The 20,896-nt window shown below is 33.0% G+C and carries 21 protein-coding genes and 1 pseudogene; 16 read left to right on the plus strand and 6 right to left on the minus strand.

The window, feature by feature from the left end:
* Nucleotides 1-22: 22 nt before the first annotated feature.
* From F4V57_RS08105 to F4V57_RS08125, 5 genes are all read left to right on the plus strand, one after another.
* Complete coding sequence (locus F4V57_RS08105; RefSeq protein WP_070070377.1) at nucleotides 23-949, plus strand: branched-chain amino acid transaminase; 927 nt, start codon at nucleotides 23-25, stop codon at nucleotides 947-949.
* 156 nt (nucleotides 950-1,105) lie between these two features.
* Nucleotides 1,106-1,867, plus strand: a complete 762-nt coding sequence (locus F4V57_RS08110; protein ID WP_070070376.1) for a glycosyltransferase — start codon at nucleotides 1,106-1,108, stop codon at nucleotides 1,865-1,867.
* 3 nt (nucleotides 1,868-1,870) lie between these two features.
* Nucleotides 1,871-2,878, plus strand: a complete 1,008-nt coding sequence (locus tag F4V57_RS08115; RefSeq protein ID WP_070070375.1) for a Stealth CR1 domain-containing protein — start codon at nucleotides 1,871-1,873, stop codon at nucleotides 2,876-2,878.
* Nucleotides 2,875-3,639 carry a glycosyltransferase family 25 protein gene (locus F4V57_RS08120; RefSeq protein WP_070070374.1) on the plus strand — a complete coding sequence of 255 codons (765 nt, stop codon included), beginning with the start codon at nucleotides 2,875-2,877 and terminating at the stop codon, nucleotides 3,637-3,639. The genes F4V57_RS08115 and F4V57_RS08120 overlap by 4 nt, the downstream gene beginning before the upstream one ends.
* Nucleotides 3,640-3,653: 14 nt before the next feature.
* The gene (locus F4V57_RS08125; protein ID WP_070070373.1) at nucleotides 3,654-4,586 is read left to right on the plus strand and encodes a glycosyltransferase family 32 protein; all 933 of its coding nucleotides are present in this window, start codon (nucleotides 3,654-3,656) and stop codon (nucleotides 4,584-4,586) included.
* Here F4V57_RS08125 and F4V57_RS08130 read toward each other — a convergent pair.
* From F4V57_RS08130 to F4V57_RS08140, 3 genes are all read right to left on the minus strand, one after another.
* Nucleotides 4,540-5,472, minus strand: coding sequence for a lipopolysaccharide biosynthesis protein (locus F4V57_RS08130; protein WP_070070372.1), 933 nt, complete (start codon nucleotides 5,470-5,472; stop codon nucleotides 4,540-4,542). The genes F4V57_RS08125 and F4V57_RS08130 overlap by 47 nt on opposite strands.
* A 61-nt stretch (nucleotides 5,473-5,533) precedes the next feature.
* On the minus strand, nucleotides 5,534-6,445 hold the full coding sequence (locus F4V57_RS08135; protein WP_171257555.1) for a glycosyltransferase family protein: 912 nt from the start codon (nucleotides 6,443-6,445) through the stop codon (nucleotides 5,534-5,536).
* A gap of 300 nt (nucleotides 6,446-6,745) precedes the next feature.
* Nucleotides 6,746-7,819 (minus strand): hypothetical protein, encoded by a 1,074-nt coding sequence (locus F4V57_RS08140; protein ID WP_150330546.1) that lies wholly within the window; start codon nucleotides 7,817-7,819, stop codon nucleotides 6,746-6,748.
* A gap of 225 nt (nucleotides 7,820-8,044) precedes the next feature.
* Between F4V57_RS08140 and F4V57_RS08145 the strand changes: the two genes are divergently transcribed.
* The 6 genes and pseudogenes from F4V57_RS08145 to rfbC all read left to right on the plus strand — a co-directional run bounded on the left by F4V57_RS08145 (nucleotide 8,045) and on the right by rfbC (nucleotide 13,010).
* Nucleotides 8,045-8,764, plus strand: coding sequence for a putative nucleotide-diphospho-sugar transferase (locus F4V57_RS08145; protein ID WP_070070580.1), 720 nt, complete (start codon nucleotides 8,045-8,047; stop codon nucleotides 8,762-8,764).
* A gap of 54 nt (nucleotides 8,765-8,818) precedes the next feature.
* Nucleotides 8,819-9,349: pseudogene (locus F4V57_RS08150) on the plus strand (transposase).
* 166 nt (nucleotides 9,350-9,515) lie between these two features.
* Entirely contained in the window at nucleotides 9,516-10,592 is a 1,077-nt protein-coding gene (gene rfbB / locus F4V57_RS08155) for a dTDP-glucose 4,6-dehydratase (protein WP_070070581.1), read from the plus strand.
* Nucleotides 10,593-10,610: 18 nt separating this feature from the next.
* Nucleotides 10,611-11,519: a dTDP-4-dehydrorhamnose reductase gene (gene rfbD, locus F4V57_RS08160; protein ID WP_070070582.1), complete on the plus strand. Its 909-nt coding sequence runs from the start codon at nucleotides 10,611-10,613 to the stop codon at nucleotides 11,517-11,519.
* Nucleotides 11,516-12,421: a glucose-1-phosphate thymidylyltransferase RfbA gene (gene rfbA / locus F4V57_RS08165; protein ID WP_070070583.1), complete on the plus strand. Its 906-nt coding sequence runs from the start codon at nucleotides 11,516-11,518 to the stop codon at nucleotides 12,419-12,421. The genes rfbD and rfbA overlap by 4 nt, the downstream gene beginning before the upstream one ends.
* A 34-nt stretch (nucleotides 12,422-12,455) precedes the next feature.
* Complete coding sequence (gene rfbC, locus F4V57_RS08170; protein ID WP_070070584.1) at nucleotides 12,456-13,010, plus strand: dTDP-4-dehydrorhamnose 3,5-epimerase; 555 nt, start codon at nucleotides 12,456-12,458, stop codon at nucleotides 13,008-13,010.
* 82 nt (nucleotides 13,011-13,092) lie between these two features.
* Here the strand turns inward: rfbC and dusA are convergent, their stop codons facing one another.
* Nucleotides 13,093-14,064, minus strand: coding sequence for a tRNA dihydrouridine(20/20a) synthase DusA (gene dusA, locus F4V57_RS08175; RefSeq protein ID WP_070070585.1), 972 nt, complete (start codon nucleotides 14,062-14,064; stop codon nucleotides 13,093-13,095).
* Between the two features lie 134 nt (nucleotides 14,065-14,198).
* Between dusA and F4V57_RS08180 the strand changes: the two genes are divergently transcribed.
* Entirely contained in the window at nucleotides 14,199-15,335 is a 1,137-nt protein-coding gene (locus F4V57_RS08180; RefSeq protein WP_070070586.1) for a site-specific integrase, read from the plus strand.
* Here F4V57_RS08180 and F4V57_RS08185 read toward each other — a convergent pair.
* Nucleotides 15,298-15,603, minus strand: coding sequence for a pyocin activator PrtN family protein (locus F4V57_RS08185; RefSeq protein ID WP_070070587.1), 306 nt, complete (start codon nucleotides 15,601-15,603; stop codon nucleotides 15,298-15,300). The two genes, F4V57_RS08180 and F4V57_RS08185, sit on opposite strands and share 38 nt — an antisense overlap.
* Before the next feature lie 156 nt (nucleotides 15,604-15,759).
* Between F4V57_RS08185 and F4V57_RS08190 the strand changes: the two genes are divergently transcribed.
* Nucleotides 15,760-16,947, plus strand: a complete 1,188-nt coding sequence (locus F4V57_RS08190; RefSeq protein ID WP_150330547.1) for a hypothetical protein — start codon at nucleotides 15,760-15,762, stop codon at nucleotides 16,945-16,947.
* A gap of 6 nt (nucleotides 16,948-16,953) precedes the next feature.
* On the opposite strand, the gene F4V57_RS08195 is transcribed toward F4V57_RS08190, so the two are convergent.
* A complete protein-coding gene (locus F4V57_RS08195) occupies nucleotides 16,954-17,868 on the minus strand; it encodes a hypothetical protein (RefSeq protein WP_070070919.1) in 915 nt (304 codons plus the stop codon).
* A gap of 611 nt (nucleotides 17,869-18,479) precedes the next feature.
* Here F4V57_RS08195 and F4V57_RS08200 point away from each other — a divergent pair.
* The 3 genes from F4V57_RS08200 to F4V57_RS08210 all read left to right on the plus strand — a co-directional run bounded on the left by F4V57_RS08200 (nucleotide 18,480) and on the right by F4V57_RS08210 (nucleotide 20,811).
* Nucleotides 18,480-19,343: a YagK/YfjJ domain-containing protein gene (locus F4V57_RS08200; protein ID WP_070070745.1), complete on the plus strand. Its 864-nt coding sequence runs from the start codon at nucleotides 18,480-18,482 to the stop codon at nucleotides 19,341-19,343.
* 121 nt (nucleotides 19,344-19,464) lie between these two features.
* Complete coding sequence (locus F4V57_RS08205) at nucleotides 19,465-19,743, plus strand: hypothetical protein (protein ID WP_070070732.1); 279 nt, start codon at nucleotides 19,465-19,467, stop codon at nucleotides 19,741-19,743.
* A 30-nt stretch (nucleotides 19,744-19,773) separates the two neighbouring features.
* Nucleotides 19,774-20,811, plus strand: coding sequence for a DUF932 domain-containing protein (locus F4V57_RS08210; RefSeq protein WP_070070731.1), 1,038 nt, complete (start codon nucleotides 19,774-19,776; stop codon nucleotides 20,809-20,811).
* Nucleotides 20,812-20,896: the final 85 nt, after the last annotated feature.

The raw sequence follows: 20,896 nt of genomic DNA on the forward strand, positions 1-20,896 counted from the left end.
TAAAAATTTTGGAGTATGTGCCATGAATTTGGCTGATCGTGATGGTTTTATTTGGCAAGATGGAAAGTTAATTGATTGGCGTGATGCAAAAATCCACGTCTTGACCCATACACTACATTATAGTATGGGCGTCTTTGAAGGCGTTCGTGCGTACGAAACACCGAAAGGCACAGCAATTTTCCGGTTGCAGGATCATACAAAACGTTTGTTGAATTCTGCCAAAATTTATCAAATGAAAGTCCCTTTTGATCAAGCAACCTTGGAACAGGCACAAATTGATGTCGTGCGTGAAAATAAACTAGCATCATGCTACTTGCGTCCATTGATCTGGATTGGTTCCGAAAAATTAGGGATTGCAGCAACAGATAATACCATTCATGCCGCAGTTGCCGCATGGGCTTGGGGTGCTTATTTGGGTGAAGAAGCAATGGCCGCAGGTATTCGTGTCAAAACATCATCATTTACCCATCATCATCCAAATGTGACCATGTGTAAAGCAAAAGCTTGTGGTAACTATACTGTATCTATTCTTGCACATCAGGAAGTTGTTACTTCTGGCTATGATGAAGCAATGCTGATGGATCCACAGGGGTTTGTTTGTCAGGGTTCCGGCGAAAACGTATTTCTGGTTAAAGATGGCAAGCTACATACGCCAGATCTTGCTGGTGGTGCGCTGGATGGGATTACCCGTCAAACTATTATTACTATTGCTAATGACTTGGGTATTGAAGTTATTGAACGCCGTATTACTCGTGATGAATTCTATATCGCAGATGAAGCATTCTTCACTGGAACAGCAGCAGAAGTTACCCCAATTCGTGAATATGATGATCGCCAAATTGGTGAAGGTTGCCGTGGTCCAATCACCACACAGATCCAAAAAACATTCTTTGATGCAGTACAAGGCAAAAATGACAAGTATGCGCATTGGTTGACTTATGTAAAATAAATTGTTTTTCTGCTTTTAAATTAAAGTGAAACTGTAAAGTTTCACTTTTTTTATACCTATTCATTTTGCTTATTTATATTTACCTGATCATCTGTATGCTAATATAATCAATACACAGCATACATTTTTCATATTCGTATTATTCCAGGATTGGACATGCAAAATCAGCACACCCAGACACAACAAGCACAGACAGAACAAAATATTATTCTGTGTATGAAGTGGGGTACCAAATATAGTCCGGAATATGTCAATCGCCTATATAACATGGCGAGTCGTCATTTGACTTTGCCTTTTAAAATGGTCTGTCTCACAGATCGTACAGAAGGTATTGATGCAAATGTACAATGTCTTCCTATTCCACCATTGGATTTACCAGAAGGTGCACCAGAACGTGGCTGGAATAAATTATCCACTTTTGAACCTGATTTATATGGTTTAACAGGTAATGCATTATTTTTAGATTTGGATGTAGTAATCGTAGATAATATTGATTGCTTTTTTCAGCAACCTGGCGAATTTCTAATTATTCATGATTGGAAGCGGCCTTGGAGAATTACTGGTAATAGTTCAGTTTATCGCTTTAAACTAGGTGCATTCCCAGAAATTTTGCCGTATTTCCGTGAACATTTTGATGAAATCCGTAATAAATTTAGACATGAGCAAGCTTATTTATCTTGGTTCATTAATCAAAAACAAAAACTTAATTATTGGCCAGATTCATGGTGTAAAAGCTATAAATATCATTGCTTGCATAAAATTCCATTAGCATATATTAAGCCACCTAAAAAACCTAAAGATGCCAAAATTATCATTTTTCATGGTGAGATTAATCCACCCGATGCAATTCATGGTGGTGGCGGAAAATGGTATCGTTATGTTCTGCCATCAGATTGGATTAAAGAGGCTTGGCAGTAAAATATGCAACAAAATCAGCAATTAGTAGATATTGTCATTGCCTGGGTTGATGGCAATGACCCTATATTAATCAAAAAACGCCAAAATTACATGGAAAAACAGATTGCTGAAGATCCAAAGCAATCAACCAGATTTGCATCTGATTATGAAATTTATTATGCCATTGCCTCAATTTTGAAGTATGTACCATATTGCAGGACAATATATATCATTACAGATCAACAAAAGCCTCAATATCTTCAGCAATTGATAGAACAGCGCATCTGTACACCAGAAAAAATAAAAATAATTGACCATATTGATTTATTTAGAGGATATGAATGTGTTTTACCAACATTTAATTCATTAACTATCGAAACGATGTTATGGAATATTAATGAATTAAGTGATCAATTTATTTATTTGAATGATGATTTTTTCTTTAATGCACCTTCATTGTATCAAGATTTTATTCAGGATAATAAAATAATTATCTATGGACATTGGGTTAAAAATACAAGTAAAAAATTAAAATATAAATATCGTCAATGGTTAGAAAAAAAATTTAATAAAAAAGCAGAAGCAAGATATACAACTGCACAAATGTTAAGTGCAGATAGACTAAATCTGAACAGTTATTTTGAAATACATCATCGACCTCATATTTTAAACAGAATAATATTACAAGAATACTTTCAGGATAACCCATTATGCCTTGATCAACAAATACAATATAAATTTAGAAACATTCAGCAATTTTTACCTGTAGGATTAATGAATCATTTGGCGATAAAGAATGAACAGGCAATTCTAAAAAATGATATTAAAATTGCATATTTAAAACCTACAGAAGATATAAATATTTTTATTAAAAATATTCAGACAGAACAAATAAAATATGGTTGTATTCAAAGTCTGGATTTATTTGATATTCAGCAAAGACAGCAATTACAACAGGTATTGGTAAAAAAGTTTGCTGATTTTTTGCCTAAATCTATCGTACAAGAAGCAGAAAAAGGGCAATCGTTATGAAATTACAAACTTATTTAATTAATCTTGATGGTAGTGAAAAACGTTTTAATAGTGCTAAAGCACAATTGGATCGACAAAATATCTCTTTTGAGCGATTTTCTGCTTATGATGGTCGAGGTAAGATGCTTTCTGAATTTGAACATTATAATGATCAGCAAGCACAATTATTATTAGGGCGTAGTTTATTAAATTCTGAAATTGGCTGTTATCTTAGCCATTATGGATGTGTGGAAAAATTCCTAAAATCAGATGCAGATTATCTCATTGTTTTAGAAGATGATATGAAGATTGGTGATAATTTTAAACAGACAATTGATCAAATATTTGATTATTTGGATCAGCATCCTAAAATAGACTGGTATTTGATGAATATTGCTGCAAAAAAGAAAAAATTTGCTAAAGACATTATCCAGTTTGATCAATATTCACTATGGCATGCCTATTATTTTCCAATTAGAGGCTTAGGGTTGATTTGGTCGAGAAAAGGTGCTGAACAATTCATTAAAGCAGCATATAGTATTTATTTACCTGTAGATATATTCTTTCAGACATGGTTAAGTAAAAATGGTAAAGGATTGGGCGTGTGGCCAGCTTTAGTACGACCAGCAGGCTTGGATAGTGATATTCTGGGAACAGTTGCATCACAGGGAATTACTCGTAAGCAAAAGGAAAATCGTCAGTTATCTTATGAGTTTAAAAAACAAAAACGCATGTGGCGAGATCGTTTATTTGCACTTAAACATTTAATTTCATTATCTTAATCGGAGAGAGATGAATGAAAATATTTAAGAAAGTGTTTTTTGCATTACAATATCAACTAAAATTTCGCTTAAATCAACGTCAGAAAAACTTAGATATTGATAATCAAGCAGGTTTATTAGTTTTAAATCCTGTTCAAACTGAAATTATTGTCCCTAAAATTATTTGGATGTATTGGGAAGGTAAACAATCTAGGTTAGTACAAAATTGTATTGCCAACATTAAATATTTACATCCTACCTATGACGTCAATATTATCAACAGTCATAATTTAAATCAATTTTGTGACTTGGATTTATCAGAATTAACACATATCTTGCCGCAGCATCGTGCGGATTTAATACGTTTAAAGTTACTTTACCAACATGGTGGTATTTGGCTAGATGCAAGTATTATCTTATATGAAAGTCTAGATTGGATAATTACGCTAATGAAGCAAGAAGCAACACAAACTTTTGCTTATTATCGTAAAAAAAATACCAACAACTTAAAATTTCCAGTGGTCGAAAACTGGTTAATGGCTAGTGCTTCGGGTAATTTATTTTTTAAACATTGGTTTGATGAGTTTCTAATAGCAATTCAGCAACAACCCAAAAACTATATTAATGAAATTAAAAAGAATAATCGAAATTCTGCTGATATTTTTCAAAATATTGGTAATCTGGAATATTTAATTGCATACATTGCTTGTCAAAAAATGATGCGTTGCTATGATGCTAGTTTATGTTTAATTAATTGTGATCAAAATGCATTCTATTATCAAGTTAAAAATAAATGGACAAAAGAAAAGATTTTGATTGATTTAGCTATTAATTATAAACCGAGCATGCCAGCAAAATTGATTAAGCTAGCACGTAAAGAACGTAAATATTTAGAAAAGTATTATGATAAGCAAGGTTATTTTAGCCAGTCACTACTTGATTTTTATCCCAAACAATTGATGGATTGAATGTGATTTTAGGGAAAGATTCAATTGCACTTGTCAAAGATAAATTAAAGACACGGATATGCTGCTTTTCAAAACAAGTATTAGCAACATCAAATGCTTGTAGAATTGTTCCAGTATGAATATTAAGTAAGGTTGGTTGTTGATTATCTTGATTTTCATAAAATCTAGGTTGAGAGAAATTATTCATATCAATACCTGCCAGATAAATTGTAGAATAATTTAGCGTATATATGATTTGTAATGCAGTATAAGCAACTGTTAAATAGTCAAAAACTCCATCATAAATATTTTTAGAGAAACCTAGTTGATTTATGAAAGTATAGCTAGGATGTTGTCGATTAACGGATCGTCGTTCTTGCATAAATACGTCAATATGATCATGTGTTACGGTTTCAATTACTTGAATTTTGCGCTGAATATTTGTAAATTCTATTTTTCTTAAAATACTATCTAGACATCGTGGTGTTGTAAAGAAAATACCATCAGTTTTAAGTACTTTTTCAACCAGATCAAATCGGTTTGCGATAAAATTGTGGTCAATAATTACATAATATTTGAAATTTATATTCTCTAAACTAATTGCACCATTTACCCCCAGATAATCTAAATTTTCTTGTATAAAAATATCAGCATTAAGTTGTGCAATGGAAGGTCCGGTAGCCACCAACATAATGTTATTTGATATATCTAAATTTTGTATTAAATGATTTTCACAAACTAAGATATTATTAAAATAGATTTTCTCAATTTGCTGCTTTGAATTGCGTATTACACGATAATATGGCCAATATCTACGATTATGTTTATAGCTCTTAGGATGGCTAAATTTATAAATAAATTTAAAGAAATCGCGCTTTAGTGGATGAATACGTGTAGATGGGGACATATGTTATCTCAAAACGTGCAAAGAAAATGCTTAAAATAATTTAAGCATTTTCTATCTTAACTTAATTATCTAGAGAAAATTTGGATTTTTTGCCAGTAATTTTTTCTTTCAATTTATGAAATGTTGAGACGATCCAAGATGCTTGTTGATCTGGACGTGTTACTTTATTGCCATGATAGTTGATTTGTGTTGCTTTGGAAAAGACACCAAATGGTTCCACCATATAATTTTCTGGGCGGTAACCTGAAGCTAAAGCTTCTTCGTAATATTGATCAAATAAATCGGTTAGATCTTGACGTGGATGAGGCATAATTTTTCCATCAAACCAGTGTTTTTGCCCCGCAGCTTCTAAACGAGGAATTGAGTATTTGTGAGTAAATTGAGTTCCCATATCTGAATAATGCAGTATTTTAATTTGATCAATTTCTAAGCCTTCACCATCAATATTATTATATGAATCTTGATATGGTTGAACTAGATCAGGTTTTTCTTTAAGTCGTTGCATCATTTTTTTGTGACCATCCGGATCAGCCTGTAACTGTACTAATGGCGGTAAATATTTCTGAGCCTTTTCACAATCCCAGACACATGTGCAAAGACGGGCAGAATTTTTATGACCTTTAGCAATAACAATGGCTTCATTTTGTATTGGATGTGTCCAAAGTTCTGCAATGTCACATAAAATGAGCACATCGGCATCCATATAAATAGCACGACCTTTAAAATTACAATATTCAGGAATTGCCCAGCGAAAACCAGAAAAAGGCGTTGCCCATTTTTCAGTATGCCAACCTTGATGTTGTTTTTGATTGCTATACCATGGACTTTGCGGGTCGTGACTTAGTTGCATCCATACAATTTCAATGGGATGTTGAGTGTGTTTATGGATACTGTAATCAAGTACCATCATTTGTTCTAGGTCACAGTTATTGGGATCACAGCCGACAAATATTTTAATTGTTTCGTTCATGATGAGTTCGCCGATAAATTAAAGTTAGTTATATGCTAGCAAACATTCGGAATGAATGGGTGCTCTGGAAGATAGATAATTTAGTCAAAGCATGCTTTGGAAAATAGTATAACAATCATAGAAACAAGTTTCGGGAATATCAATATTTGATTGGTTAATGTGGGCTTTTTATTAGATAAAAGGAAAGCGCATTGGTAGCCATAATCTAGAAAATTAAATTTCAAATGATTACAATATATTAAGTATTAAGAATGCTATTACTATTTTTATAAATAGTTTTCTTTTTATCATGTCATTGCCAACTTAGGGGAGCATAATAGATGGGTCAGGAAGAGTAATGATACTATCAGTTTGTAAACTAAGAATATTTTTAATCCAGTTGTCAAAGCTATATTTTTGTATAATTTTAGCATCAATAGCAATCCAAGGCTTAGCTAAAAAATCAGACAATTCAGATAAATCTAATCCATCCCAAACTAAAATATTATTAGGATGATAGAAATCATAGTGACGTACAAGTAAATTATTTGTTATTAATTTTTTTTGATAATAGAGTGCTTCAAAAGTACGAAATGATAAACCATGATGAATAGGATTAACAACATCTATAAGAATATCAGCTTGATTAATATGTTGAATATTTTCATCAAAATTTATATTTTTTTCTAAAAAGTTGATTTGCTTGTTAGGATATTTGTATTTGCAATCTTTATTAGATTTTCGAAACTTTATATTAAAATCCAAGTTAATATTTTTTTTAATTAGTGCATCAATACATATATTAATTGTATTGACTCTTTCATCAAAATGTAGACCAACAAAATAAGCAATTATACCATTATGTTTCACAGGTTGTGGTTGATACATATCAAAATAGAAATTAGTAATTCCTTTTAAACAATATTTTTTATACTCTGGATCATGTAAATCATGATGATCAAAAACAAAAAAATTATCGAATAATGGAATGAGTTCAAGCGTATCTGGAAACCGATTTAGACCATTCCATTGATATCCAATACTTTTATTCTTAGTGTTTTGTTTTAGTAATGTTAAAACTTCAGATGGAAACAAATCTGGCCTGATGCTAAGCATATAATCATAACCTTCGTTAGATAGTTTTCGTTTTGTGTGTTCTAATATTTTTTGATTTTTTAACTTTGTTTTTAATGTATTTTTATATGAAGAGTTCCATAAAAAAAATTTGTAAATAAGATGTTGACAATAATTTTTGAAACTAATATTAATTTTAGTAGTATCATGATAAGAACTATCAATAAAAACTACATCAAAATTATGATAATTAAGATTTTTTATGATTGCCTCGGCAAAGTTACTATGACTTGGCATCGCTAAAATAATTTTAGGTTTGTCCAAAAAAATCTCCAATTATCTAAAATAAAAAACTTTTATATTCATTATTTATCCAAAAATCAATGTTATTTTACATCATATAAGGTTTAAAATTTGTATTTTATCCTTATGTTTTTAGTTGGGTTAGTAAGTAGAGTAATACTTTTTACAATTTATTGGTCTACATAAAATAGGTAAAATTTGTTATCCTTAGCACATTGCTTGTATTTTGATTTAGTAGTAAAAAATATGTTAACAATTTTTGGTTTTAATACGAATGATAAGCTCTATCGTAAACATGCAAATATTTTAGCATTGTCTGCAAAACGTTTTGATATAGATGTATTTTTTGAAGAAATTTCTAAAGATGATTGGCAAAAAATTATTGCATTCAAACCAACATTTATTGCTAAAATGCGTAAAAAATTAACCGGAAAAATTTTATTTATTGATGCAGATGCTATTATTTTAGAGGATATTCGACCGTACTTTGATACTATTACTGAAGATATTGCTGTACATTATATTAATGGTAATCGTTTAATTAGTGCGACTATTTTTATTAACGATACAGAAAATGCAAAATTATTGTTAGCCGAATGGGAAAAACGGCAATTACAACAGCCTGATCGCTGGGATCAAATTGTTTTACAAGAAGTTTTAGATGAGTGGGAAAGTGAAGGGAAAATTCAACTTAAAAAATTACCTCCAAACTTTACATTCATTTTTGATACATCTAAGAATACTTATGGAAACAATATTAAACCAATGATTAAACATTTTCAGGCTAGTCGTGATATGCGTTGGATTGAAAAATATAAACTAAGAAAGGGTATTTATAAGTGGTTAATGAAGAATAGTTCTTTATTACGTAGTACTAGAAAGATTATCGCAAGGCATAATGCTGTAAATCAGTGTACAAAACAATTGGGAATTGATGTTCAATTTAGCTTGGATGATCTGATTTAGAGGCAATAAAAATTTTGGAGCTGTAGTAGATTACAACTGTGATAATCTACTTTTATGAAGATAATTAGATGTAAATTAAATAAAAAACCCAAAGAAAACTACTTGAATTTTTTATAGCAGAAGTAACCGCTAGAACAGCAGCAGATTTACTCGGTATTTAACCTAATTCTGCTGCTTTATTTTATAGAAAAATACATCAAGTCATTTGTATCATCTTGATCAAGATGTCATAGAAGTTTTTGAGGGGAAAATTGAGCTAGATGAAAGTTATTTTGGTGGTGTTCGTAAGGGGAAGCGTGGGCGTGGTGCAGCTGGAAAAGTAACTATAATGCTCTTGATGTAAGTAATTTTAGTCACCATAGAATCAATCATTCAGAAAAATTTGTTGAGGATAAAAATCATATCAATGGTCTGGAAAACTTCTGGAATCAAGCAAAAAGATTACTAAGAAAATACAGTAGTATTGACCGAAATGCCTTTATATTGTTTATTAAAGATGAGAAGCACTACTTCGCAAGGTTTCGATTCAACTATGGTGGCTCAAAAGAGCTGCTAAAAACACTACTCATTTGGATAGATATTTAGGCTTATCTATTACAGCCCCAAAATTGTACTTAAATCTAATGTTGTATTTAAGAATATGGAACATAATTATTAAAATGATTTTTTTGTTTTAATATTTTTATTACTCAAAGCTTGTCATCAGATGAGAGTTGAAATCAAGTGAAAATTAATAAATGAAAGGTAGACAATGAAAGTTATCGTAACAGGCGGTGCAGGCTTTATCGGTTCAGCTGTAGTTCGTCATATGATTAATAATACGACGCATAAGGTTTTGAATATTGATAAATTAACTTATGCTGGCAATCTTGAATCATTAGGTTCAATAGAAAATAGTACACGTTATCATTTTTCACACACTGATATTTGTGATAGATCTGCACTTGATAAAATTTTTTTTGAATTTCAACCAGATGCAATCATGCATCTGGCAGCAGAGTCTCATGTCGATCGTTCAATTACTGGTTCAGCTACGTTTATTGAAACCAATATTATTGGAACCTATCAATTACTGGAAGTCACCAGACATTACTGGAATCAACTCGATATAGATAAAAAGCAAGTATTTCGTTTTCATCATATTTCAACAGATGAAGTCTATGGTGATTTAGATGATACAAATGATTTGTTTTTGGAAACCACTCCTTACGCACCGAGTTCTCCTTATTCAGCAAGTAAAGCAAGTTCGGATCATTTGGTACGGGCATGGCATCGTACTTATGGTTTACCAATTGTGCTGACTAACTGTTCCAATAACTATGGACCTTTCCATTTTCCCGAAAAATTGATTCCACTAGTGATTTTAAATGCATTAGCAGGCAAAGCATTGCCTGTGTATGGCAATGGTGCACAAATCCGTGATTGGTTATATGTTGAAGATCATGCCCGTGCATTATATCAAGTACTTACCGAAGCCAAAGTAGGCGAAACCTATAATATTGGCGGTCATAACGAACAAAAAAATATTGATGTGGTTAAAGCTATTTGTCGTTTGCTGGAAGAATTGGCACCGAATAAACCACAAGGTGTCAAAAATTATGAGGATTTAATTTGCTATGTAGCAGATAGGCCTGGGCATGATTTACGTTATGCAATTGATGCCAGTAAAATTAAACAGGATTTAGGGTGGATTCCACAGGAAAGTTTTGAAACAGGATTACGGAAAACTGTGGCATGGTATTTAGCTAATCAGGAATGGGTGCAACATATCCAGAGTGGAGAGTATCAGAACTGGATTCAACAACAATATGATAGTACAACTGATTAACTAATAAGGAAGTTTTGAGTGAAAATTTTATTATTAGGTAAAAATGGACAAGTTGGCTGGGAATTACAACGTGCACTACAGCCATTGGGTGAAGTTCTGGCATTGGATCGCCATGTCGATAGTAATAGTCATTTAAGTGGTGATGTAGCTGATTTTGCAGCGATGAGTAAAACCTTACAGCAATTTCGCCCAGATATTGTAGTGAATGCCACTGCTTATACAGCAGTAGATCAAGCGGAGTCTGAATCACAACAAGCTGATTTAATTAATCATCTGGCAGTAAAACATCTAGCTGAGCAAAGTCAAGCGATTGATGCTTTACTGATTCATTATTCGACAGATTATGTTTTTGCTGGGCATGGCGTTAATGCATGGACAGAGCAAGATATTACCGCACCACAAAATCATTATGGTCGAAGTAAATTACAGGGTGAAATTGCGTTAGCAGAATCAGGTTGTCGCTTTATTAACTTTCGGACTAGTTGGGTATATGGTACACATGGCCATAATTTTATCAAAACTATGCTTAAATTGGCACAAATCAAAGATGAATTAAATATTATTGATGATCAGGTGGGTACACCAACAGGTGCAGCGTTAATTGCCGATGTTACTGCGCAAATTATTCGCTATTATCAACTTTGTCCACAGCAGCAAAGTCACTTACATGGGCATTATCATCTAACCTCTCAGGGTGAAACAACATGGTATGATTATGCCTGTTATATTTTCGCCGAGGCTGAAAAGAAGAAACTGAAGTTAAAAGTAAAAAAAGTTAGCGCAATTCCAACAAGTGCTTATTCAACTCCAGCGATACGTCCATTGAATTCCAGATTAAACACACAGAAATTACAACAGACATTTAGGATACATCTGCCACACTGGCAACAGGGTGTTGTACAGGTGATTGGAGAGTTGCTAGCATGAGTCAAAGTAAAAATCGTAAGGGTATTATTCTCGCAGGTGGCTCGGGCACACGCTTGTATCCCATCACAATGGGAATTTCCAAACAATTATTACCTATTTATGATAAGCCAATGATTTATTATCCCTTATCAGTCCTTATGCTGGCCGGAATTCGTGAAATACTGATTATATCTACTTTGGAAGATTTGCCTAATTTTGAAAAACTATTAGGTACAGGTGAGCAATTAGGCATTCAGCTCAGCTATAAAGTGCAACCTTCACCGGATGGTTTGGCACAAGCCTTTATATTGGGCGAAGAATTTATTGGTCAGGATAATGTTACCCTGATTTTAGGTGACAATATTTTTTATGGGCAAAGCTTTGGTCAGCAACTGAAACGTGCAGCTACACAGGAAAAGGGCGCTACAGTATTTGGTTATTATGTCAGTGATCCGGAACGCTTTGGTGTAGTGGATTTTGATGATACTGGTAAGGTTTTAAGTATTGAGGAGAAACCAGCGCAACCTAAATCCAGTTATGCTGTTACGGGTTTATATTTCTATGATAATAGTGTGGTTGAAATTGCTAAACAAATTAAACCTTCGCATCGTGGTGAGTTGGAAATTACTGATGTAAATAACATTTATCTTCAACAAAATCAATTGAATGTAGAATTGTTAGGGCGTGGATTTGCTTGGCTTGATACTGGTACTCATGATTCACTACTGGATGCCAGTCAATTTGTGCAAACCATTGAACATCGCCAGGGCTTAAAAGTTGCCAGTCTGGAAGAAATTACCTTTAATAATGGTTGGATAGATGCATCACAATTATTGGCGCGTGCTGAGTTCTTTAAAAAAACCGGATATGGTCAATATTTGTTAAAAGTGTATCAGGAACAGCTGAAAAAACAGCAAAACTAAATAATTTTTAAATTTAAAAGCATAAGAGAGTATTGTGAACGTCATTGAAACCAGAATTAAAGATTTATTGATATTTGAACCTCAGGTATTTGTGGATGATCGTGGTTGGTTTATGGAAAGTTTTAATCAACAGAGTTTTGAAAAGGCTTTGTTACAACGTGGACTAGATGTACCGGTATTTGTACAGGATAATCATTCTGTATCAAAAAAAGGTGTCTTACGTGGTTTACATTATCAATTACCTCCCCATGCACAGGGTAAACTGGTTCGAGTGGTTCAGGGGCGGGCATGGGATGTCGCCGTAGATATCCGTAAAAACTCGGATACTTTTGGACAGTGGGTAGGCGTAGAATTAAGTACGGACAATCACAGGCAATTCTGGATTCCTGCTGGTTTTGCGCATGGTTTTATTGCATTGGAAGATAACACCCAGTTTTTATATAAAACCACGGATTATTATGCAAAAGAGTGTGAAGGTAGTATTGTGTGGAATGATGATACTTTAAGTATTGCATGGCCAGTGCATGAAGATATTAGTATATTACTCACTGAAAAAGATAAAAATGCGGTAAATTTTTCTGAAATTTAATTGTGGTGAAGTTAGCTTAATTTATTGTTTTATAGATTATAAATTTAATACTACTATATAGAAATAATAAGATGATTTTGTCTTATCTTATTATTTCAATTGCTTTCTCTATATCATTTAAACTTTTGGCATTACCACCACTTAAAGCCTGTCGCCATTTACGTGCGCCAGGTAAATTCTGAAATAAACCAAGAATATGTCTGGAAAGGATAGATAGTGGTGCACCTTCTGCTAATCGTTTTTCTATATAAGGTAACATTTGTTCCATAATTTCAAAACGATTTGGCAAATCTAGATGCCATAGTTCGCCAAGTTCTGCCAATAGAAATGGATTGTGGTAGGCTTCTCGTCCAATCATAACGCCATCGACATGATTTAGATGATTTCTTGTTTCAGCAACTGTTTTAATTCCACCATTAATTTCAATATATAAATTTGGTCTTTCTTGTTTGAGACGATAAACATCTTCATAGCGTAGAGGTGGAATATCACGATTTTCTTTAGGAGAAAGGCCTTTTAAGAGCGCAATTCGAGCATGTACCACAAAATGTTTACAGCCTGTTTTTGCCACTGTATCTACAAAATGCAGCATTTCTTCATAAGATTGCATATCATCGATACCGATACGATGTTTAACATGTACTGGAATATTAACGACATGTTGCATCTCGGATATGCATTCAGCGACTAAATCTGGTTCTGCCATTAGGCAGGCGCCAATTTTATTATTTTGTACACGGTCACTTGGACAACCAACATTGAGATTGACTTCATCATAGCCCCAGTCTTCCGCCATTTTGGTACAAATTGCTAAGTCTTTGGGATTGGAGCCACCAAGCTGTAAAATAATAGGATGTTCTTGCTGATTAAAATCTAGATGACGTTTAGCATCACCATAAATAATTGCACCTGTAGTCACCATTTCGGTATATAAAACAATATGTGGATTAAATAAACGAGCAAAAAATCGATAATCTTTAGTTGTCCAATCCATCATGGGTGCAACGCTGATTCTGAAATCTTTAGTATTTTCAAGGTTGTCTGATTTATTCATTAAAAATCATCCATTTATGTTGATATTGATACTAAATTATTTGCAACCATTCACGCCTAATTCGCACCGTTTCGATTAGAATTTACGCCATTTTTACGCCATAATGGCGTAAATCTTTCTATGGCGTAAATTTTGTGGGTACTATAGCACAACGAAAACTCAAGGATGGAACAATCCGTTATCGTGCGGAGATCAGAATCAATAAAAAAGGATTTCCTGCATTTAAAGAAAGTCAGACATTTTCTACAAAGCGATTGGCTAACTTGTGGATTGGTAAACGTGAAGCAGAAATTGATGAAAATCCAGAGATTTTGTTTGGGCAAGAAAATTTGGTGGATTTAACCTTGGATGATGCGATTACCAAGTATCTAGCAGAAGTTGGCGACCAATATGGGCGTACTAAAACATACTCGCTTAAACTAATTCAGAAGTTACCTATTGCCCAGAATATGGTTACAGAAATAGGTTCAACCCATATTTCTAGTCACGTGTCTATGCGGAAAAAGGGTGTGAATAAACTGAATCTCCAACCAATTGCTACCAGTACATTACAACATGAGTTATTGCACATAAGGGGAGTATTAAGCCATGCTGCAATTATGTGGAATTTAAAAGTAGATTTACCATCATTTGATAAGACTACTGCCCAATTGAGAAAGACTCGTCAAATATCATCTAGTCAAAAAAGAGATAGGCTACCTACTTTTGATGAACTGGAAAGGCTTACAAAGTATTTTGTCAGGAAGTGGAATCACTCATCTTACAGTTATCCTATGCACTTAATCATGTGGTTTGCAATTTTCTCTTGCAGACGGGAAGCTGAGATTACACGGATGCAACTGGATGACTATGATGAAACGAATAAACTATGGAAGATTCGGGATTTAAAAAATCCGAATGGCTCTAAAGGCAATCACAAAGAGTTTAGTGTCCATGCTGATTGTCAGCAAATGATTGATTTATTGCTTAATGGAGATGTTCGTCATCGGATGCTTAAACGAGGTTATGATGAGAAGCTATTAGTGCCCTTAAGTCCAAAGACAATAGGGAGTGAATTTAGAAAGGCTTGTAAGTTATTGGGAATAGAGGACTTACATTTTCATGATTTACGCCATGAGGGCTGTACACGGTTGGCAGAGAAAGGTATGACTATTCCACAAATCCAGCAAGTAAGCCTGCATGATTCGTGGAGTAGTCTTGAACGATATGTATCTGTAAAGGTAAGAAAAAATGCTATTTGTGTTGATCAGATTTTAAAACTGATTGCATAAAATTTTTAAATTCCTCAAGTTGAGTTTTATATCTTTCTTCAAGCACAAAAGCCAAGTCAATAATATCAACAAAGTAAGGTGCTTTCTGACTTGTATCAAGTCTATAACAAATGAAAGGGAACTCCATATTACGGGCTTTCTCAAGTCGTTTGGCTCTATTGAGATGCGGATAGTACATATCACACACTTGGTCAAGAGTGGGTGTAAGTGTTTTAAACATCATAAATAGATAATCAGAGACTTTGATGGTCATAGTTAATTTGTTCATGGCGTACTCCATTATTTGAGATTAAGTAATTAATTTTTATCAAATTAATGATGTGTGCAGTTGGGTAACACATCAATCGACTTGATGTGGGGATTGTAAAAAAAAGGGGGAATAGTTAATATAGTCGTTCAAAACGGTTTTGAAATTGTATTGACAATGAGTAAAATTCATGAAACTAGAAAATGTGCATTAAGCATTTTGGACTACGTTTATTTTCATGAAATTGCTTTTGAAATGAGTGCTAGACATCAGAAAGATTCAATATATTTCGATCTTTTGCAGAAAATTGCTAAAATAAACTTGGCAAGAGGTTATGAGAAAGAAAAAGCAGAATTATACAAACATTTCCTTTTATGTGGTGTGGAAATAAAAGCAGCTATTCCAATCATTCCAACGGTTATAGGTGATTGTGCATTTGATAATGATGTTCAAATGTTTAAACATCTTTTAAAACAGATAATAATTCAATTTAAAAAATTTGATTTTTCAATAGATGATTTTCTACAGGATTTGAATTTATTAACAATAAGGTGGAATGTCGAAAATATAAAAAGTTCATTGTTACATAAATTAGTAGGGCAATGTTTATATTATGAATATAATGGATTTGTTACACTAGAAATTTTGAGAATTTTTCTAAAAAATAACACCTTAAATATTAAAAAGTATAGAGGTGAAATAAATATTAATGATATAAATTTAGAATCCAATATTCTTTTTAGAGTTATGTTGTTTATTGAATTTGAAATTATAAAAAAACAATTTTATATTAAAAATGTCTACCATAAAGTTAGTGTTGGATTAAAATCATTGGAGAGTGTAGATAAAGCAGATGATTTTTTATTATTTGTTAAGGCTCTTATTAGAATTAAATCATTAATAGATACACCATATAGTGGTATAGCTTGTAGTGAATTTAAAGGTTTTTCAAAACAATATTTTTCTGATATTTATGAAAGGTTAGGTCATGTTAATTTATTTTTTAATGATCTGAATGAGTGTATTGAAACAGTATGTGGTTTTTATACAAATTATTTTTATGAGAGTTCTAGAGCGCATTTAGATGATAGCATGTTGGAAAGTAAAAAATATGCTATGAAAAAAAATAAATGTATTGATGCTGCAAGATTATTAATGAAAGAATATGATTTTGATTGTGCTATTCCATCTACTTCTGCTACCTATGCTACAAAGGTAAGTCATAATTATGACTTCGCAAGTGAATGGTTGGAAGAGTGCTATAATAGTGAAAATATTTTAATGGCACCTGATCATGTGATTTATTCTTTTTTGATAAAGAAAGAAGATAAATCCTCTTTCTTTTTTGGGGATATTGTAAATTAATAATTTTTAATATAATGAATTCCCTAAATTATCTACACAATTATTAACATAGTATTCATTAACTAATTTTTCAATGACTTTATCTTCGGTTGTATTAAGTTTAAAGGCTAAGATATGAAGAGCCTCTTGGGTTCTTTTTGTTAAAGTATAATGACAAGGTTTTTTACCTTTATTTTTTTCACGGTATTTTTTTTGATACCATGCATTTGATAGTTTCTCTTTTAATGATGAGTAAATATCTTCATTGTCATCAAATATTTTGTCAAAAATAATATTAACAGTCATTTTATATTCCTCATCTGTTGTGGGTGAATATTTTCTACTTCTATATTTTTCTTGGTCATCCATATATTTTTTTGCCCATCTGTAAAAATCATAATTATCATTTTTTTCAAAATGAATGGAATGCTGATTTATAAGTTGACTATAGTTTTCTTCTATTCGGTCTAGTGTGGTTTTGCTTTGACTATAATCTGGATGGCAGAATATAATAAATAAAAGCCTATAAAAATTATTATCTATATAATTAATGGTTTTTTCTCTTCGATTAAATTTATTATCATAATAGTTTAATGCAAAAGCCAAAAGTCTTTTGTCTGTTTTATATTTTGATAAATCACGACCACGATTTTTTAAATCAAATCTAAAATTTTCAATTTCTCTGAGATAATCATCTATACACTCCCAATATTTATCAGAATAATAATCTAATATAGCTTTGCGAATCTCACTTAATTCTTTAATGGTATTCAATCTTTGAATGAATTTCTGCATAAAGTCCCTATCGAGTTCTTTATGAAAATCTCTAAAGCTATCAAATTCAATATACATTTCCATGAGGAAAAATGCAGGTATAAGATCCTCATCTTTTAACTGCTTCAATTCTGAGTTTAGTTCGTTAATGTATTCACGGTTGTTCATTTCTTCATCTCTTTACGAAAAACTTACTCCAAAATTTTAGGCTTATTCGGTAGAGCTTCAAGTAACTTTTCCGTCCTGTTTTGAGTTTTTTCTGCTTATTTTTCCGAAAGTTTTTGTAGATGATGAAGTTACGGTAGGGGGAGTAAATTTCCTCAAATTGTAGTAGGTTCATCATGATTGATCTGAATTACATTCTACTGATTACACTGTGATGTAATAGTACTTTAACAATCATTGCTCTTTATGAGTGGTCTATGTAAGTTCAACATGTAATTAATTTATCATCACTGACATAAAACAGATATTGTAAGGATTTTATTGGATATTTAATTTAAATACATTATTTATAAATTCTGTACCTAAAACGACAGATAATTCAATCTTAAAAATAATCAGTAATTTGTATTAACTATAGTTTGATAAATTTGATTTTATCTAGGTGTAATAAGGGTTTGAATATTAAGTATGTTATTTTTTTATAATTATTTTTGCTTTTTTGTTGTGGGTTATTAATGTTATTAATATATTTTATTACTCCAAATTAATAACTAAATATTAAATTTACATAAATACTCCTTTATATGGTATTAATCAATATGAAAGGAACTTTTGTGAATATTAATGAATCTGCTTTGCTAATAGAAATTGAAAATTGTATTGTTGGTGTTTGTAATAAAAAAATAGAATCTAAAGATTTTTATAGTTACTTATCCAGATTTTTGATTGAGTTTAATGAAATTTACAATCCTGATTATAGTTACTTTGGTTGTATTGATGCATTTGTTGAATTACTTTACGAATTTCATGATTGGATTGATAATCCAAGTGAATTAATACGGCAATTGAAAAATCTGTCCTTTGAATATATCCAGCGTAGATTTAAATTTTATGTAAGTAGACATAAGCGCAAATTAAGAGATCATCGCTATAGTGAAAATGAAAATACTGAACAATTGCTTGAGCGTATGCGATCAGTATCAAAACGTTATGCACGGATTCTTGTAGTTAGGTTAGACCTTGCCTATAAGAAAAAATATCATCATTTGATTAGCATTACAGATTTTGATAATGATATGAAGATATTGAGACAACGAATGAATAATCAGGATAGAACCTTTAAAGGATTGATTGAATATGCATGGGCACTAGAGCAAGGGACAGAAAAAGGCTATCACTGTCATCTTCTATTGGTGTATCGGGGACATGAACATCAAAATGGCTATGGTATTGCAAAACGTGTAGGTGAGATTTGGGGGGAAATTACAGAAGGACAAGGCTATTATTTTAATTGCCATGACCCAGATTATTTAAGTCAGTTTAAGGATATGGGTAGATTGGGTATAGGCATGATTCGCACAGACGATGCGGATCAAGTCGATAATATGCTTACTACGATTCAATACCTTGTACGACCTGAAAAAGAACAACAGCATTTAAGGGTTAAGGTCTGTAAGAGAATGAGGACGTTTGGCTGATCCCAAAAAATCATAGATACACATCATTTAAGTGAACATGAATCTGTATTGATGACAGATTTTAATTTTTACAGGGCTTATCTACAGGGTAAGTCCTTTTTCATTTAATGAGGTCTATCTTATGAATATTACATGTCCCTATTGCTACTCTGAACATGTGAGCCGAGTGATGCCACAGCCATCAAGTTCCAACAGTAATCTGTCTTCCATGACCTGTGCTGGCATTGGTGCAACTTTATCTAAATCCTTGCCATTACCGAAAGCGATATCACCGTTATTAGGTGGACTTGCTGGTGTGGTAGTCGGTGGTTTAATTGATGGCTTGATGCAACCCAATAAAACCATACAGCAGCCTATTCCATATTTTCATTGTCATAGTTGCCAATGCGATTTTCAGTAACAGGATTAAATCAGAATAAGGAGTAATAAGATGGCACATCAATTAGAACAAATGGCCTATGTCGGTGAAACCCCATGGCATGGTTTAGGCAATCAACTGACCCAGCATCAACCGATTGAAGTATGGGCACAGCAGGCTGGTATGGATTGGCGGATTGAATCCTCGGATGTCAGTTATATGGCTCAGAATGCACGGGGACAAAGCATTATCATGCCGTTTGAAGAACAACGGGTATTGTATCGCTCTGATACCCATGCGCCGTTATCCGTGGTCAGTCAGCGTTATCAGGAAGTTCAGCCTCGTGAGATATTGGAATTTTATCGAGATTTAACTGAGCAATCAGGCTTTGAACTGGAAACTGCTGGAGTACTCAAAGGCGGTAAAAAGTTCTGGGCATTGGCACGTACAGGACAGAGTACTGCACTTAAAGGCAAGGATGTCAGCAATGGCTATATGCTACTGGCAACGGCTTGTGATGGTACGCTTGCCACCACAGCACAATTCACCTCAATCCGTGTGGTATGTAATAACACCTTGGCGATTGCCTTACAGGGACAGACAAACAATGCAGGTACGGTTAAAGTGCCACACAGTACCAAATTCGATGCCGAAGCGGTGAAACAACAACTGGGTATTTCGGTACAGGCATGGGATGAACACATGTACCAGATGAAACAACTGAGCCAGCGTAAAGTGTCACAAGGCGAAGCAGCCGCCTATTTCGATGCAGTATTTAACAATACCAACATGAGCATCCTTGATCAGGAGGAAAATATTATTCAGTTCTATCGGGATGTTGCTGCCAAAGCTGATAACCCTACGACTAAATCTGAACCCAATGGCAAAGCCATGTCCAAAGTGATGCAGATGTTTAATGGTCAGGGACGTGGTGCGGAATTGTCCTCAGCTAAGAATACCGCCTATGGCTTACTCTGTTCCATGACTGAATATATTGACCATGAACGCAGAGCCATGAGTCGGGATCATCGACTGGATTCTGCATGGTTTGGTGCTGGAGCGAATCTCAAACAGCGTAGCGTACAACAGGCACTCCAGTTTATTGTCTAAACTAAACTTGTCATCAGTTTAAATTGTATGCATTCCTTCATTTGCCACATCTCCCCCAGATGTGGTTTTTTTATGCCGACATTTT

This window comes from Acinetobacter qingfengensis (assembly GCF_008693185.1).
GTDB lineage: Bacteria > Pseudomonadota > Gammaproteobacteria > Pseudomonadales > Moraxellaceae > Acinetobacter > Acinetobacter qingfengensis.

Coding starts and splice junctions, on each gene's coding strand:
- F4V57_RS08105 (WP_070070377.1), top strand. CDS start 23: ATGAATTTGGCTGATCGTGATGGTTTTATTTGGCAAGATGGAAAGTTA.
- F4V57_RS08110 (WP_070070376.1), top strand. CDS start 1,106: ATGCAAAATCAGCACACCCAGACACAACAAGCACAGACAGAACAAAAT.
- F4V57_RS08115 (WP_070070375.1), top strand. CDS start 1,871: ATGCAACAAAATCAGCAATTAGTAGATATTGTCATTGCCTGGGTTGAT.
- F4V57_RS08120 (WP_070070374.1), top strand. CDS start 2,875: ATGAAATTACAAACTTATTTAATTAATCTTGATGGTAGTGAAAAACGT.
- F4V57_RS08125 (WP_070070373.1), top strand. CDS start 3,654: ATGAAAATATTTAAGAAAGTGTTTTTTGCATTACAATATCAACTAAAA.
- F4V57_RS08130 (WP_070070372.1), bottom strand. CDS start 5,472: ATGTCCCCATCTACACGTATTCATCCACTAAAGCGCGATTTCTTTAAA.
- F4V57_RS08145 (WP_070070580.1), top strand. CDS start 8,045: ATGTTAACAATTTTTGGTTTTAATACGAATGATAAGCTCTATCGTAAA.
- rfbB (WP_070070581.1), top strand. CDS start 9,516: ATGAAAGTTATCGTAACAGGCGGTGCAGGCTTTATCGGTTCAGCTGTA.
- rfbA (WP_070070583.1), top strand. CDS start 11,516: ATGAGTCAAAGTAAAAATCGTAAGGGTATTATTCTCGCAGGTGGCTCG.
- dusA (WP_070070585.1), bottom strand. CDS start 14,064: ATGAATAAATCAGACAACCTTGAAAATACTAAAGATTTCAGAATCAGC.
- F4V57_RS08185 (WP_070070587.1), bottom strand. CDS start 15,603: ATGAACAAATTAACTATGACCATCAAAGTCTCTGATTATCTATTTATG.
- F4V57_RS08190 (WP_150330547.1), top strand. CDS start 15,760: ATGAGTAAAATTCATGAAACTAGAAAATGTGCATTAAGCATTTTGGAC.
- F4V57_RS08195 (WP_070070919.1), bottom strand. CDS start 17,868: ATGAACAACCGTGAATACATTAACGAACTAAACTCAGAATTGAAGCAG.
- F4V57_RS08205 (WP_070070732.1), top strand. CDS start 19,465: ATGAATATTACATGTCCCTATTGCTACTCTGAACATGTGAGCCGAGTG.
- F4V57_RS08210 (WP_070070731.1), top strand. CDS start 19,774: ATGGCACATCAATTAGAACAAATGGCCTATGTCGGTGAAACCCCATGG.